The organism is Mycetocola spongiae, from assembly GCF_020424085.1.
Classification (GTDB): domain Bacteria; phylum Actinomycetota; class Actinomycetes; order Actinomycetales; family Microbacteriaceae; genus Mycetocola; species Mycetocola spongiae.
The window spans coordinates 3,060,391-3,074,056 of the sequence record NZ_CP080203.1 but is presented as its reverse complement, the minus strand read 5'-3'; the positions used below and the strand labels follow the sequence as shown (position 1 = coordinate 3,074,056).

General features: G+C 67.7%; 16 protein-coding genes. 9 read left to right on the top strand and 7 right to left on the bottom strand.

Features of this window, described 5'->3' with window-relative positions:
• Positions 1-21 precede the first annotated feature (21 nt).
• Positions 22-543: a general stress protein gene (locus KXZ72_RS14150; RefSeq protein ID WP_226081576.1), complete on the bottom strand. Its 522-nt coding sequence runs from the start codon at positions 541-543 to the stop codon at positions 22-24.
• A 132-nt stretch (positions 544-675) separates the two neighbouring features.
• On the opposite strand from KXZ72_RS14150, the gene KXZ72_RS14145 reads away from it, so the two are divergent.
• The 3 genes from KXZ72_RS14145 to KXZ72_RS14135 are packed head-to-tail and all read left to right on the top strand — an operon-like array spanning position 676 to position 3,627.
• Positions 676-1,968 carry a magnesium transporter MgtE N-terminal domain-containing protein gene (locus tag KXZ72_RS14145; RefSeq protein WP_226081575.1) on the top strand — a complete coding sequence of 431 codons (1,293 nt, stop codon included), beginning with the start codon at positions 676-678 and terminating at the stop codon, positions 1,966-1,968.
• Positions 1,968-2,492 carry a DUF1003 domain-containing protein gene (locus tag KXZ72_RS14140; RefSeq protein WP_226081574.1) on the top strand — a complete coding sequence of 175 codons (525 nt, stop codon included), beginning with the start codon at positions 1,968-1,970 and terminating at the stop codon, positions 2,490-2,492. Before KXZ72_RS14145 ends, KXZ72_RS14140 begins: the two co-directional genes overlap by 1 nt.
• Positions 2,476-3,627 (top strand): Mrp/NBP35 family ATP-binding protein, encoded by a 1,152-nt coding sequence (locus KXZ72_RS14135; protein WP_226081573.1) that lies wholly within the window; start codon positions 2,476-2,478, stop codon positions 3,625-3,627. Before KXZ72_RS14140 ends, KXZ72_RS14135 begins: the two co-directional genes overlap by 17 nt.
• On the opposite strand, the gene KXZ72_RS14130 is transcribed toward KXZ72_RS14135, so the two are convergent.
• Positions 3,624-3,986 carry an ArsR/SmtB family transcription factor gene (locus KXZ72_RS14130; protein ID WP_404823652.1) on the bottom strand — a complete coding sequence of 121 codons (363 nt, stop codon included), beginning with the start codon at positions 3,984-3,986 and terminating at the stop codon, positions 3,624-3,626. The genes KXZ72_RS14135 and KXZ72_RS14130 overlap by 4 nt on opposite strands.
• 89 nt (positions 3,987-4,075) lie before the next feature.
• On the opposite strand from KXZ72_RS14130, the gene arsB reads away from it, so the two are divergent.
• Both arsB and KXZ72_RS14120 read left to right on the top strand, forming a co-directional pair.
• The gene (gene arsB, locus KXZ72_RS14125) at positions 4,076-5,173 is read left to right on the top strand and encodes an ACR3 family arsenite efflux transporter (protein WP_226081572.1); all 1,098 of its coding nucleotides are present in this window, start codon (positions 4,076-4,078) and stop codon (positions 5,171-5,173) included.
• Between the two features lie 47 nt (positions 5,174-5,220).
• Positions 5,221-5,577 (top strand): arsenate reductase/protein-tyrosine-phosphatase family protein, encoded by a 357-nt coding sequence (locus KXZ72_RS14120; RefSeq protein ID WP_264159508.1) that lies wholly within the window; start codon positions 5,221-5,223, stop codon positions 5,575-5,577.
• On the opposite strand, the gene KXZ72_RS14115 is transcribed toward KXZ72_RS14120, so the two are convergent.
• Positions 5,574-7,208, bottom strand: a complete 1,635-nt coding sequence (locus KXZ72_RS14115) for an alpha/beta hydrolase (RefSeq protein ID WP_226081570.1) — start codon at positions 7,206-7,208, stop codon at positions 5,574-5,576. The genes KXZ72_RS14120 and KXZ72_RS14115 overlap by 4 nt on opposite strands.
• 94 nt (positions 7,209-7,302) lie before the next feature.
• Between KXZ72_RS14115 and KXZ72_RS14110 the strand changes: the two genes are divergently transcribed.
• Positions 7,303-7,803, top strand: coding sequence for a GNAT family N-acetyltransferase (locus KXZ72_RS14110; RefSeq protein ID WP_226081569.1), 501 nt, complete (start codon positions 7,303-7,305; stop codon positions 7,801-7,803).
• Between the two features lie 6 nt (positions 7,804-7,809).
• Here the strand turns inward: KXZ72_RS14110 and KXZ72_RS14105 are convergent, their stop codons facing one another.
• Positions 7,810-8,259 carry a Sec-independent protein translocase family protein gene (locus KXZ72_RS14105; RefSeq protein WP_226081568.1) on the bottom strand — a complete coding sequence of 150 codons (450 nt, stop codon included), beginning with the start codon at positions 8,257-8,259 and terminating at the stop codon, positions 7,810-7,812.
• Positions 8,260-8,345: 86 nt separating this feature from the next.
• Here KXZ72_RS14105 and KXZ72_RS14100 point away from each other — a divergent pair, with 86 nt between their 5' ends.
• The gene (locus KXZ72_RS14100) at positions 8,346-8,975 is read left to right on the top strand and encodes an O-methyltransferase (RefSeq protein ID WP_226081567.1); all 630 of its coding nucleotides are present in this window, start codon (positions 8,346-8,348) and stop codon (positions 8,973-8,975) included.
• Positions 8,976-9,034: 59 nt separating this feature from the next.
• Here the strand turns inward: KXZ72_RS14100 and KXZ72_RS14095 are convergent, their stop codons facing one another.
• Together KXZ72_RS14095 and dapE are read right to left on the bottom strand one after the other, a co-directional pair.
• Positions 9,035-9,211 carry a DUF3117 domain-containing protein gene (locus tag KXZ72_RS14095; protein WP_226081566.1) on the bottom strand — a complete coding sequence of 59 codons (177 nt, stop codon included), beginning with the start codon at positions 9,209-9,211 and terminating at the stop codon, positions 9,035-9,037.
• Between the two features lie 94 nt (positions 9,212-9,305).
• Entirely contained in the window at positions 9,306-10,415 is a 1,110-nt protein-coding gene (gene dapE, locus KXZ72_RS14090; protein WP_226081565.1) for a succinyl-diaminopimelate desuccinylase, read from the bottom strand.
• 76 nt (positions 10,416-10,491) lie between these two features.
• On the opposite strand from dapE, the gene dapD reads away from it, so the two are divergent.
• Together dapD and KXZ72_RS14080 are read left to right on the top strand one after the other, a co-directional pair.
• Positions 10,492-11,451, top strand: a complete 960-nt coding sequence (gene dapD / locus KXZ72_RS14085) for a 2,3,4,5-tetrahydropyridine-2,6-dicarboxylate N-succinyltransferase (protein WP_226081564.1) — start codon at positions 10,492-10,494, stop codon at positions 11,449-11,451.
• A gap of 63 nt (positions 11,452-11,514) precedes the next feature.
• On the top strand, positions 11,515-12,132 hold the full coding sequence (locus tag KXZ72_RS14080; RefSeq protein ID WP_226081563.1) for a CYTH domain-containing protein: 618 nt from the start codon (positions 11,515-11,517) through the stop codon (positions 12,130-12,132).
• A gap of 67 nt (positions 12,133-12,199) precedes the next feature.
• Here the strand turns inward: KXZ72_RS14080 and KXZ72_RS14075 are convergent, their stop codons facing one another.
• On the bottom strand, positions 12,200-13,507 hold the full coding sequence (locus KXZ72_RS14075; protein WP_226081562.1) for a citrate synthase: 1,308 nt from the start codon (positions 13,505-13,507) through the stop codon (positions 12,200-12,202).
• Positions 13,508-13,666: the final 159 nt, after the last annotated feature.

Genomic DNA, 13,666 nt, shown 5'->3' with positions numbered 1-13,666 from the left:
ACCCCGCCCCCGGCGTATACGCTAAAGCAGCTCGGAGCGCGGGGCCTCGGCGGCGGGCGGCTCCTCGCCGTCCAGCAGCTGCCGGGCCTTGCCCAGCAGCGTGGCCGGGACGATCAGCGAATAGGTGGTGGCCACCACCTGCATCACCGACGTGAAGTCCTTGCTGCGGCGGCGCGCGGAATAGCTAAATACCGAGAGCAGCATGCCAAAGCCCGCGCCCAGGAAAACCGCGGCGGCGGCGATGCCGATATTCACCTCGGGGTTCATCAGGATGAGGATGAGCCCCAGGAAGATACCCATCCAGGCTCCGCTCAGGGCGCCGGTGCCGGCGGCACGGCCGTAGCTCATCTTGCCCGTGACCCGCTCCACGCTGCGCAGGCCATCGCCCACGATCGCTACCTCGCGCACCGGAAACTCGGCGTGGGCCAGGATGTCCACGGCGCGCTGCGCGTCGAGATAGCTCTCAAACCGCGCGGCGATCTCGCCACTCGGGAACTGGGTGTCAAACGGGGTTCGGCCGCGGCCGTTACGGGGTGTGCTCACTCCCCCATTCTCGCACCCCCGCGCCCAAAAAGGACGGAAACCGGGTGATTTTCGCGCACAGCGCAGGGACCGGCCCGGGCACCCGCCGCGCGGGCGTGCCCAACCCCGCGCGGGCCGACTAATCTAGAGGGTGTGAGTACAACCCGAGTCTTTGTTGCCCGCCTCGCCGGCTGCACCGTCTTTGACCCCGCGGGCGACCGCGTGGGCAAGGTGCGTGACGTACTCGTGGTGTACCGAAAAAACGATCCGCCCCGCGTGGTAGGCCTCGTGGTGGAGATCCCCGGCAAGCGCCGGGTCTTTGTCTCGATCGGCCGCGTCACCAGCGTCGCGGCGGGCCAGATCATCACCACCGGCCTGATCAACGTGCGCCGCTTTCAGCAGCGCGGCGGCGAGGTGCGGGTGATCGCCGAGATGCTGGGCCGCAAGGTTATATTCCTAGACGGTTCGGGTGAGGCCACGATCGAGGATGTCGCAATCGAATCGCGCGGCCCCGGCGACTGGTCCGTGAGCCAGTATTTTGTGCGCCGCCCGAAGACCTCCTCCTCGCCGTTTGCCAAGGGTGTCACCACGTTTGCCACCTGGCGCGAGATCCGCGAAAAGCACGATGACGGCGAGGCCCAGTCGGCCGAGCAGCTGATCGCCACCTATTCCGATCTGAAGCCCGCCGATCTGGCCAATACCATGCTTGATCTGCCGGGCGAGCGCCTCCTCGAGGTGGCCGGCGAGCTCTCCGATGACCGCCTCGCGGATGCGCTTGAGGAGATGCCCGAGTCCAATCAGGTGAGCATCCTGGCGAGCCTGACCGATAAGCGGGCCGCGGATGTGCTGGATCATATGCAGCCCGATGACGCGGCCGACCTGATCGGCCAGCTCCCCGAGGAGCGCGGCGAGCAGCTGCTGGACCTGATGGAACCCGAGGAGGCCGAGGACGTGCGGCTCCTGCTGCGCTTCGCGCCGGATACCGCGGGTGGCCTGATGACCACCGAGCCCATCATCCTCTCCGCCGATTCCACGGTGGCCGAGGCCCTGGCGCTCGTGCGCAAGGCCGAGCTGGCCCCCGCGCTGGGCGCCGCCGTGTGCATCACGCTGCCGCCCTATGAGCCGCCCACGGGCCGCTATCTGGGGCTGGTCCACTTCCAGAAGATGCTGCGCTATCCGCCGCATGAGCGCCTCGGCACGATCATGGATCAGGGCCTGGAGCCGGTCACAACCGATACCTCGGCGGCCCGGGTGGCGCGCACGCTGGCGAGCTATGACCTGGTCTCGCTCCCGGTGATCGACGAAAACCACCGCCTCGTGGGCCTGGTCACGATCGATGACGTGCTCGACTTTATGCTGCCCGATGACTGGCGCAGCCAGGAAAACGAACATAATTCCGAGGAAAACCAGATCCGGGGCACCCGCCCCGTGGGACGAGGAGCGTGATGGCTAAGCAGCGACGCGGGGAAATCCGCCTGGACGCCCCCAAGGGGCTGCGCGGCAGCGCGCTCGCCTCGCGCGATAAGTCCTCGAGCGACCGCTTCGGGCGCTTTACCGAGTGGGTGGCGCGCGCCATGGGCACCCCCGGCTTCCTGGTGGGGCTGAGCCTGTTCTGTGTGGCCTGGCTCGCGTATAACACCTGGGGTCCCGAGAATTTCCGCTTCGACTCCGCGGCCTTCGGCTTCACCGCCCTGACCCTGATCCTCTCGCTCCAGGCATCCTATGCCGCGCCGCTGATCCTGCTCGCGCAGAACCGCCAGGACGACCGCGACCGCGTACAGATCGAGCAGGATCGCCAGCGCGCCGAGCGCAACCTCGCCGATACCGAATATCTGGCCCGCGAGGTGGTGGCGCTGCGGCTGGCCATGAAGGACCTGGCCAGTCGGGAGTTCATCCGGCACGAGCTGAAGGCACTGCTGGAGGATCTCGAGAAGCCCTCCCCCACGGAGCACCATGACAACACCCACTAATACCCCGCTCTGGAATGCCCTCGCGGCGGTGATCGATCCCGAGATTCGCAAGCCGATCACCGAGCTGGACATGGTGGCGCGCGCCGATCTCGACGAGGACGGGCTCGCCCGGGTGGAGATTCTTCTCACGATCGTGGGCTGCCCCGCGGCGCGCGCGATCGAGGCCGATGTCCGCGCGGCGGCCGCGGCACTCCCGGGCGTCACGAGCGTGGAGCTGAGCGTGGGCGTGATGACACGCGAGCAGCGCGAGGCGCTGACCACGCGGCTGCGCGGGGCCCGCGGCAAGCGCGAGATGCCCTTTGGCCCGGGCACCCTGACCCGGGTATTTGCCGTGACCAGCGGCAAGGGCGGCGTGGGTAAGTCCACGGTCACCGCCAATCTTGCCGCGGCGTTTGCGCTGCGCGGGCTGCGCGTGGGGCTCGTGGATGCCGATGTGCACGGCTTTTCGATTCCGGGCCTGCTGGGCATCGGCGAGAACGCGCCCGAGGGCGCCCTGACCCAGCCCACGCGCCTGGACGATATGATCCTGCCGCCCGTGGCCCACGGCATTAAGGTTATTTCGATCGGGATGTTCCTGGACGATCCGCGCGCGGCCGTGGCCTGGCGCGGGCCCATGCTGCACCGCACGATTAATCAGTTTCTGAGCGATGTTTATTTTGGCGATCTGGATGTGCTGCTGCTGGATCTGCCCCCGGGCACGGGAGATATTGCCATCTCGATTGGCCAGCTCCTGCCCAATGCCGAGGTGGTTGTGGTGACCACCCCGCAGCCCGCGGCCGCCGATGTGGCCGAGCGCTCGGGCACACTCGCGCAGCAGACCGGGCAGACCATCGCCGGGGTGATCGAAAATATGGCGGGGCTCGCCCAGCCCGATGGCAGCGTGCTGCACCTGTTTGGAACGGGCGGCGGCGCGCTGGTGGCCGAGCGGCTCTCGGCGATCGCCGCGCGGCCGATTCCCGTGCTGGGCTCGGTGCCCATCAGCGTGCCGCTGCGCGAGGGGGGCGATGCCGGGATGCCCGTGGTGCTGGAGGATCCGGCTGATCCCGCGAGCCTCGCGATCACGGCCGCGGCCGATGCGCTGTTAAAGTCCGGTCGCAGCCTGCGCGGCGTGAAGCTGGGGCTCGCCCCGCGCTAGTACACCGCCGCGGCGGACCGGGCGGGAAGCTGCGCGAGGGCGGCACCGGCGCGCTCCAGGGCGCCCGGAATCGGCGAATAATAGGCCCAGGTTCCGCGCCGCTCACGCCCGAGGAAGCCCGCCTCTACCAGGATCTTCAGGTGGTGTGAGACGGTGGGCTGGCCGAGGCCAAGCGGCTCGGTCAGATCGCAGACGCAGACCTCGCCCGCGGGGCTGCCCGCGATGATTGAGAGCAGGCGCAGCCGGGCCGGATCGGCGAGGGCACGCAGCGATTTGGCGAGCGTGATCGCCTCCTCGGGGCCCAGGGTCTCGGGTCCGATGCCGCCCGCGCAGCCCGCGGATACCTCGGTGGTGGTCACGCGATAGCCTCCTTATATTGACAATCATCGATATATGGTGAATGCTTCATATCGACACCTGTCGATCTATTCTATCCCGCGGAGTCCCCATGTCCACCACCCCCGCCCGGCTCGGCCGCGGCGACCGCCTGCTGCCCGTCTGGATCCTCGCCGCGATGGCCCTCGGGCTGCTGCTCTCCCGGATCGCACCGGGGCTCTCCGGGGCGCTGCACGCGGCGCAGGTGGGCTCGATCAGCGTCCCGGTGGCCCTCGCCCTGCTCGTGATGATGTACCCCGTGCTGGCGCGCGTGCGCTATCGCGATGCCGCGGCGATCGCCTCCGACCGCCGCCTGCTGTGGTCCTCCCTGGTGCTGAACTGGGTGCTGGGGCCCGCCCTGATGTTTTTACTCGCCTGGGCCCTGCTCCCGGATCTGCCCGAGTACCGCACCGGGCTCATCATCATCGGCCTCGCGCGCTGCATCGCGATGGTGCTGATCTGGAACGACCTGGCCTGCGGCGATCGCGAGGCGGCCGCGTTCCTGGTGGCCATCAACTCCGTATTCCAGGTGATCGCCTTCGGCGCGCTCGGCTGGTTTTATCTCCAGATTCTGCCCGCCTGGCTGGGACTGCCCACCACCGAGGCCACATTTTCGCTCTGGGCCATCACCGCGAGTGTGCTGGTATTCCTGGGCATCCCGCTGCTGGCCGGCGCGCTCTCGCGCGTCCTCGGCGAGGCCCGGCACGGCCGCGACTGGTACGAGAATCGTTTCCTACCAAAAATCGCCCCGCTCTCGCTGATCGGGCTGCTCGTGACCATCGTGCTGCTCTTTGCCCTGCAGGGCGCGCAGGTGCTGGACAGGCCGCAGGACGTGGCCCGGATCGCGCTGCCGCTGCTGGCCTATTTTCTGCTGATGTTCCTGCTGGGGATGGGCACGGGGAGGCTGCTCGGGCTCTCCGCCGCCCGCACCACGACCCTCGCCTTCACCGCGGCGGGCAATAATTTTGAGCTCGCGATCGCCGTGTCCATCGGCACGTTTGGTGCCGCGAGCGGGGAGGCCCTCGCGGGCATCATCGGCCCCCTGATCGAGGTGCCCGTGCTGGTGGCACTGGTCTATCTGGCCCTCTGGCTGCGCCCCCGACTCTTCCCCGCGGAGGCCGCTCCCGGCGCCGCTGCCCCGACCCCGACCCGATTGGATATACGCCCGTGATCCCCACCGTATTATTTGTCTGCGTCCATAACGCCGGCCGCTCCCAGATGGCCGCGGGCTATCTCTCCCACCTCGCCGCGGGTCGCGTCCGGGTGCTCTCGGCGGGCTCGGAACCGGCCGCGAGCCTGAACCCCGCGGCGGTCGCGGTCATGGCCGAGGAGGGCATCGATATCCGCGAGGCCACCCCCGAATTGCTGAGCCCCGATGCGGTGCTCGCCTCCGATGTGGTGATCACGATGGGCTGCGGGGATACCTGCCCGATCTTCCCCGGCAAGCGCTATGAGGATTGGGAGCTGGCCGATCCCGCGGGCCGCGACATCGCCGCGGTACGCGAGATTCGCGATCACATCCGGGCGCGCGTGGAGGCCCTGCTCGCCGATCTCCTCCCCGCAGCGGGGGCCTAGGGGCCACCAAAGGGCTGGACATCGGCATAGCTTTCGATCTCCGATTGCACCCGCGCGAGCGCGGTCTCGTCCAGGCCCGCGTCATCCGAGATGGCCCGCCAGCCGTTCACCACGAGGTTGCCATAATTATGGCCGTGGGTGGCCGGAACGCTCTCGCCCATGAGCATATCGATGACCACCTGGAGCGCCGTGACCACCGGGATCCAGTGCATCGACGGGCTCACATCGGCCCCGCGCTCCCCCGGCTTAAGCCACTCGGGTGCGGCCCACAGCAGCTCGGGGCCCAGCCAGGTCACCGGATCGGTGGCGTGCTGCATATAGGCCACGCGCGGGGTATCCCAGGGGCCGGGCAGCGCGCCAAAATCGGAGTTCTGGCCAAACCAGCGCACCTCGCGCCCGTCGTTGAGCACCGGGAGCCAGACAGGGCTGGCCGGATCGCGCTCGGCCTGGAGCTCGCGCCAGAGCGGGGTGGCATTGGGGCTGCCCACAAAAAGCGCGCCGTCGGTGCGGGCCCGCAGATCGGCAAGATCGCTAAACGTGGACTGGCTGCCGTGCGCACCGAGGCTCAGGCCATAGCTGAGAAGCCGCGGGCGATCCTGCTCGGGCATCTCTCGCACGTGGCGCTCCACGGCCTCAAAGAGCACGCGCGCGGCGGCCACCGGGGCATCGGGATCAAAAACAAAGGATACCCAGCTCGGGGTATACGCGTATTGCATCGAGACGATCGCGGTATTGCCGGCGTGCAGATATTCCACGGCGTCCATGCTCTGCGGTTCCAGCCAGCCCGAGCCTGTGGCCGTGGCCACCACGAGGTAATCGCGGTCAAAGCCGCCCGTGCGCTCCAGCTCGGATACCGCAAGCGCCGCGCGCTCCTCGGCGGTGGGGGCCGAGGCCAGGCCCGCATATACGCGCACCGGGTCGAGGGCCTGCACGCCCGTGAGATCGGTGATCTCCCGCGCGCTGGGCCCACCCGCGATAAAGGCCGCCCCGTGCCGTCCCAGGTCATCCCAGGCGATCGCGGAATCGGGGCCCGCCGAGCGATAGGCGGAGGCGGGTTCGCTCACGCCATCCTCGGCGGCGGCATTGCTCGCGGCATAGATCCGGTCCATGCCAAAGAGCACCACCGTGCCCAGCAGGGCCACCGTGACGCCCGCGGCCGCCGCGGTGATCAGGACCGAGAGCACCCGCCCGGTGCGGCGCGTGATCAGCCGGTAGAGGGTGCGCAGCCCGCGCCCGATCAGCAGTCCCAGCACGCCGGCGGGCAGCGCGCCCACCAGGAACAGGCCCGAGTGCACCACGTCGATCGGCGGCATATCCACGAGCTCGCGCACCTGGTTCTGCCAGCTCAGCGCGAGCACACCCACGCCCGAGGCGGTGAAGATCACAAAAACAAAAATACCGATCCATACCCGGCGCTGGGTGCTCTCCGTGGGCCGCCACGGGGTGAACCTCATCACGAGGATCGACAGCCCCACACCCACCGCGTATCCCACGGCAAAGCTGAGTCCACTCACGGCCCCCTGAAGCAGCGCGGGGCGCGGCAGGAGCGAGGGCGTGAGCGAGAGCAACGCCATCAGCAGGCCGCCCAGCACACCCACCAGATTCAGATACCACCAGGGTCGCTTCGGCATGCAGGCCTTTCGTTATGGGAGCGGATCACACTAATAATGTCACGGCCGCGGGCTTTCGTGTCCGCACGCGCGAGCCCGCCGCTAACCTGGATCCATGACGGCCCCCGAAATTCAGATTCGCCCCACCGGTCCCGAGGACTGGGAGCGCGTGCGCGATCTGCGCCTCGAGGCACTCGCGGATACCCCCGGCGCATTCGGCGATACGCTTCCCGAGGCCCGCGCCCAGAGCGAGGCCTATTGGCGCGCTCGGGCCGGGCGCGGGACTACCCCGGGCCGCACCGGGGTGGCGGCGATCCACGGCGGCCGCTGGGTCGGCACGATGGCCGGGGTGATCGAGGCCGAGGCCGGCGCACTCCTGGTCTCGGTATATATCACCCCCGCCTATCGCGGCCGCACCCTCGGCGTGACCGGCGCCCTGCTGCGCGCGGTCGAGGACTGGGCACGCACGGTGGGCGACACGCTCTCGCTGCACGTGCATGCGGATAATGCCCGTGCGCGGGCATTTTATGAGCGCGAGGGGTTCCACGTCACGGGTCGCGAGTTCCCCGAAACCGCCATCAGCACGCGGCAGCTGGAGATGCTTAAGCGGCTCTGAGTGGGCCTAGGTGGCCTCGGTATCAAACGGCGGGGGCTCCACGGGCTCGCCCGCAAGAATCGCGCGCTGGCGCTGCACGGCCAGCGGATCGATGCGCGGGCGCTGATCGGCCGCCGGCACGGTACTGCCCGCGGTGAATCCCGCGGCCACACCCGTAGCCGCGGATCCGGCGGGGGTGGGCGCCGCATCGGCCGCCTGCGGGTCCTCGGTGAGCGCCTCGCGGATGATGCGGCGCGGATCGTATTGCCGGGGGTCCAGCTTTTGCCAGTCCACCTCGTTATATTCGGGGCCCATATCGTCCTTCAGACGATCCTTGGCGCCGGTGGCCATATCGCGCAGGCTGCGCACCAGCCGGGCAAGCTGGGACGCGAGCCCCGGAAGCTTTTCGGGGCCCACAAGAAAGGCTGCAAGCACACCGATGATGAGCAGCTTATCGAAGGTTAAACCGAGGAACACCGTCTCAGCTTATCGCGCCGCGCCTGAACTGGTTGCCCGCGGGGCCCGGTATTGTGGAGGAATCTATCACCCCCGGGAGAGTGCACGTGTCCGAACAGGATTCCAATTGGCAGTATGCCGACCAGATTGTCGTCGAGTCGGAGGGCATTAAGCGCGCCCGCGCGCAGTCTCTGGAGTTTGGCATCGAGGCCGTGACCCCCGGCGTCGGCGCCCAGCTGGCCGTCTTTGCGGCCGCGAGCCGCGCCACCAATATCATCGAGATCGGCACGGGCGTGGGGGTCTCCGGGCTGTGGCTGCTCTCGGCCTCGGCCACCTCGGTGCTGACCACCATCGAAAACGAGGCCGAACACCTCACCGCCGCCAAGCGCTCCTTCGCCGAGGCCGGCATCCCCGCGAGCCGGCTGCGCCTGATCGGCGGCAACGCGCAGGACGTCCTGACCCGGATGAACGAAAATAGCTACGATATTGTGCTCGTGGATGCCGATCCCGAGCAGGTCATCGAGACCGTCGAGCACGCGCTGCGCCTGGTCCGCCCGGGCGGCACCGTGCTGGTCCCGCACGCACTCTGGCGCGGCCGCGTGGCCGATCCGGTGCGCCGCGACGATATCACCACGGCGTTCCGCACGCTCGTGGAGGAGATCGCCGCGAGCAATGCCGTGGTCAGCGCGCTCTCGCCCGTGGGGGACGGGCTGCTGCAGCTGACCACGCGCGGCTAACCCCGCTTAACGCCGTATTGCCCCGAGAATCTCGGGGCAATACGGCGTTAAGGTGTTGATTAAGAGGCGGGCTTTACTACGCCGGCCAGTACTTCGTGGAGCTCCCGAGCCTCGGCATCGTTTACCGAGACGACAAGACGGCCTCCGCCTTCCAGCGGGACGCGCACGATGATCAGGCGCCCCTCCTTCACGGCCTCCATTGGTCCGTCCCCAGTCCTGGGCTTCATCGCTGCCATTCGGTTCCCCTTCCGTGGTTTCCTACCTCCATTATCCGCTATTGCGGGTGCGCGGAGAAATCGAGTCCGTCACGCGGGATCACGAACACCGCGTTTAGTTGCCGGTGAGCCACGCCCGGAGGCCGCGTTCGCAGGCCAGAATTTCGTCCAGCGCCACCCGCTCGTCATCGGCATGGGCCTTAAGCGGATCGCCCGGACCATAGTTCACCGCGGGCACCCCGAGCGCCGAGAAGCGGGCCACATCGGTCCAGCCATATTTGGGCAGCGCAGGCACCCCGAGGGCGTCCAGGAATGCGCGCGCGAGCGGCGCGTCCAGCCCCGGGCGGGCCCCCTCGGAGCGATCCACCACGGTGATCTCAAAATCGCCAAAAAGCTCCTCCAGGTGGGCAATCGCCTGCGCGGAGGTTTTATTCGGGGCAAAGCGATAGTTGATATGCACCATCGCCTCGTCCGGGATCACATTGCCCGCGACTCCCCCGCCGATGCCCACGGCGTTGAGCCCCTCGCGATAGACCAGGCCCTCCACCTCGATCTGCTCGGGCTGATAGGCGGCGAGGGTATTAAGCACCGGCGCGAGCCGATGGATCGCGTTATCGCCCACCCAGGCGCGCGCGGAGTGGGCGCGCAGGCCGCGCGTGCGCACCTCGATGCGGATGCTGCCGTTGCAGCCGCCCTCGATCTCGGCGCGCGTGGGCTCGCCGAGGATCGCAAAATCCCCCCGGAAAAGCTCGGGGTGCGCGGCGGCCAGGATCCCCAGCCCGTTCAGCTCGCTGGAGACCTCCTCGTTGTCGTACCACATCCAGGTGATGTCCACGAGGGGATTGCTGAGCTCGGCGGCGAGGTGCAGCTGCACCGCGACCCCGGCCTTCATGTCCACGGTGCCGCGGCCCCAGAGATAATCGCGGCCGTCGATGGTCTCCTCGCGCGTGGGCAGGTTGTGGTTAATCGGCACGGTATCCAGGTGCCCGGCAATAATCACGCGCTGCGCGCGACCCAGGTGGGTGCGCGCCACCACGGTATTGCCGGCGCGGATCACCTCGAGGTGCGGGTATTCGGCCAGCGCCGCCTGCACGGCATCGGCGATTATGGCCTCATCCCCGGATACCGAGGGGATATCGCACAGGGCACGGGTGAGCTGAATCGAGCCGGCTGACAGATCTAAAACGGGTGTGGGCGCGAGCGGGCCCCGGGGTGCGTCGGTCATTCCTCGATTCTACGGGGACGGATTCCCGGTTTTGGTCGGTGGTTATGCGGGGCCCGGATTGGATATCCTGGAGTTTATGACTTCCACTGAACCCGTAACCAGCCACGCCTGGGGCTATGGCCTCGCCACCGTCACCCTCGAGGGCACCGTTTTGGATACCTGGTATCCCTCGCCCTCCCTGGGCGGCCTGCCCGAGGGCCGGGATCGCTGGATCGCCCCGGCCGAGATCGAGGCGCTCACGGGCGAGGATACCCGCCGCGGCGTGCGCCTGGAGGCCGTCACGGTGGAGATCGACCTCGAGGCCGCCGTGGCCAGCACCACCGATGCCTATCTGCGCCTGCACCTGCTCAGCCACCTGTTGGTAGCCCCGAATAGCATCAACCTGGACGGCATCTTCGCCCACCTGCCGAGCGTCGTCTGGACCAATGCGGGCCCGGTGGAGCCCGCGTTTTTCACGGCCAATCGCCCGCTGCTGCAGCGCGCGGGAATCCAGGCCACCGGGCTGGATAAATTCCCGCGCCTGCTGGACTATGTCACCCCCGAGACCGTGCGCATCGCCGATTCCTCGCGCGTGCGCCTCGGCGCCCACCTGGCCCCGGGCACCACGGTCATGCACGAGGGCTTTGTAAACTTCAACGCCGGCACGCTGGGCGCCTCGATGGTGGAGGGCCGCATCTCGCAGGGCGTGGTGGTGGGTAATGGCTCCGATATCGGCGGCGGCGCCTCCATCATGGGCACGCTCTCGGGCGGTGGCACGCAGCGGATCACGATCGGTGAGCGCTCGCTGCTGGGCGCCAATTCGGGTATCGGCATTTCGATCGGCGATGACTCGGTGGTCGAGGCGGGTCTCTATGTCACCGCGGGTACCAAGGTCACGCTGCTGGATGGCGATCGCAATGAGCCGCGCCGGGTAAAGGCCGCGGAGCTCTCCGGGGTGGCCAACCTGCTGTTCCGCCGCAACTCGCTCTCGGGTGCCGTGGAGGTGATCCCGCGCACCGGCGTGGGTATCGTGCTCAACGCGGCGCTGCACGCCTAAATAAATATCGGCCCCCCGCCGCGGCGGGGGGCCTTTTTTGTGCTCCCGGGCCAGACTGGGGAGATGACCGGTTCCGCGCAGCAGGAAATTGAACGTAAATACGATGTGGATGACCAAACCCCGTTTCCGGATTTTTCCGGGCTACCGGGGCTGACCGCGCGCGGACCACTCGCGCTGGAACTGCGGGCGGAGTATCTGGACACCGCCGAAAACGCCCTCGCCCGGGCACGCACCGCGCTGCGTCGCCGCGAGGGCGGCCACGACGCCGGCTGGCATATTAAGGCCGATACCCCGCTCGGGCGATTCGAAAATCAGTGGCCCCTGGGCGATGCGGGCGGGGAGGTCCCCGCGGCCGTGCGGGCCGAGCTGGATACGCGGCTCGGGCTCGGGGCCGCCCGCTTCGAACCGATCGCCCGGCTGGATACCGCGCGCACGATTATGGTGCTGCACGATGCGGAGGGCCGCGCGGTTGTGGAGATCGCCGATGACCGGGTGAGCGCGCGGGATATCCGCGCCGATCTGTGCCGCGGCTGGCGCGAATGGGAGGCGGAGCTGCTCCCGGATGCCCCCACGGGCCCCGCGGGTGAGCAGCTCCTGGATCGCGTGGAGGCGGTCCTGCTGGCGGCCGGGGCGCGGCCGTCCGCGAGCGCCTCCAAGATTGGCCGCGCGCTGGGGCGCTAACCCCCGCCCGCGCAAAAAACGGGGCCGCCTCCCACCCGAGGGTGGGAGGCGGCCCCGTTATGCGGTATTAGCGCAGCGGGAACTGACGCTCAGGCTCGCCGATATACAGCTGCTGCGGGCGGCCGATCTTATTCTGCGGGTCGAGGTTCATCTCGCGCCAGTGCGCGATCCAGCCGGGCAGGCGGCCGATGGCAAACAGGACCGTGAACATGCGCGTGGGGAAACCCATGGCCTTATAGATCACGCCGGTATAGAAGTCGACGTTGGGGTAGAGGCGACGCTCGCGGAAATAATCGTCCTCGAGGGCCAGCTGCTCGAGCTCCATCGCGAGGTCCAGCATCGGGTCCTGCACACCGAGTGCGGCGAGCACCTCGGTGGCGCTCTCCTTCACGATGGTGGCGCGAGGATCGTAGTTTTTATATACGCGGTGCCCGAAGCCCATGAGCTTCACACCGTCTTCCTTATTTTTCACGCGCTCCACGAAGCGCTTTACGCCCTCGCCGGACTCCTGGATGCGGCCCAGCATCTCCAGGACGGCCTCGTTTGCGCCGCCGTGCAGCGGGCCCGAGAGCGCGTTGATTCCGGCGGAGATCGAGGCATAGAGGCTCGCCCCGGTGGAACCCACGAGGCGCACGGTGGAGGTGGAGGCGTTCTGCTCGTGATCGGCGTGCAGGATCAGCAGGCGATCCAGGGCGGTGGAGAGCACCGGGTCGATCTCGTAGTTCTCGGCCATATTGCCGAAGTTCAGCTTGAGGAAATTATCCACAAAGCTCAGCGAGTTATCCGGGTAGAGGAACGCCTGGCCCAGTGCCTTCTTATGGGCATAGGCGGCGATCACGGGCAGCTTCGCCAGCAGGCGAATGGTGGTGAGTTCCACCTGCTCGGGGTCGTGCGGATTGGCGCCGGACTCGTAATAGGTGGACAGCGCGGACAGGGCGCTGGAGATGACCGACATCGGGTGGGCGGTATGCGGCAGGGCCGAGAAGAAGCGCTTGAGGTCCTCGTGCAGGAGGGTGTGGCGGCGGATCTTTTCGTCAAACTCGCCGAGCTGATCGGCGGTGGGCAGCTCCCCGTAGATCAGGAGCCAGGCCACCTCAAGATAGGTGGAATTGGCCGCGAGCTGCTCGATGGGATATCCGCGGTAACGCAGGATGCCCTGATCGCCGTCGATATAGGTGATCTTGGACTTGGTGGCGGCGGTGTTCACAAAGCCGTAGTCCAGCGCGGTCAGGCCACTCTGCCTGGTCAGGGTGGATACGTCGAGGCTCGACGCCCCCTGGGTGGATCCGAGGATCGGGAACTCGGCGCTTCCGCCGGGGAAGGTCAGGGTTGCTTTAGCGTCCTGGCTATCGGTCTGTGCTCCGTTGTCGCCCACGGTGCCTCCTTGTTGGTTTAAACAATTTAAGATTGCACGCACTTGGTTTTGCGTAAATCTTCGTTTCGGGGCGCTCACACAGAACACCACGGCGGGTTTGGTTCGCTTACATCCTAATCGGGTGAGGGCACATGCGTGGCACTTCCAACGCCCGAATAA

Excerpts from the sequence above, each read along its gene's own strand:
- KXZ72_RS14080 (WP_226081563.1), top strand. The coding sequence starts at position 11,515 with ATGACCGGTTCCGCGCAGCAGGAAATTGAACGTAAATACGATGTGGAT.
- KXZ72_RS14140 (WP_226081574.1), top strand. The coding sequence starts at position 1,968 with ATGGCTAAGCAGCGACGCGGGGAAATCCGCCTGGACGCCCCCAAGGGG.
- KXZ72_RS14115 (WP_226081570.1), bottom strand. The coding sequence starts at position 7,208 with ATGCCGAAGCGACCCTGGTGGTATCTGAATCTGGTGGGTGTGCTGGGC.
- KXZ72_RS14095 (WP_226081566.1), bottom strand. The coding sequence starts at position 9,211 with ATGGCAGCGATGAAGCCCAGGACTGGGGACGGACCAATGGAGGCCGTG.
- KXZ72_RS14110 (WP_226081569.1), top strand. The coding sequence starts at position 7,303 with ATGACGGCCCCCGAAATTCAGATTCGCCCCACCGGTCCCGAGGACTGG.
- dapD (WP_226081564.1), top strand. The coding sequence starts at position 10,492 with ATGACTTCCACTGAACCCGTAACCAGCCACGCCTGGGGCTATGGCCTC.
- KXZ72_RS14135 (WP_226081573.1), top strand. The coding sequence starts at position 2,476 with ATGACAACACCCACTAATACCCCGCTCTGGAATGCCCTCGCGGCGGTG.
- KXZ72_RS14120 (WP_264159508.1), top strand. The coding sequence starts at position 5,221 with ATGGCCGCGGGCTATCTCTCCCACCTCGCCGCGGGTCGCGTCCGGGTG.
- arsB (WP_226081572.1), top strand. The coding sequence starts at position 4,076 with ATGTCCACCACCCCCGCCCGGCTCGGCCGCGGCGACCGCCTGCTGCCC.
- dapE (WP_226081565.1), bottom strand. The coding sequence starts at position 10,415 with ATGACCGACGCACCCCGGGGCCCGCTCGCGCCCACACCCGTTTTAGAT.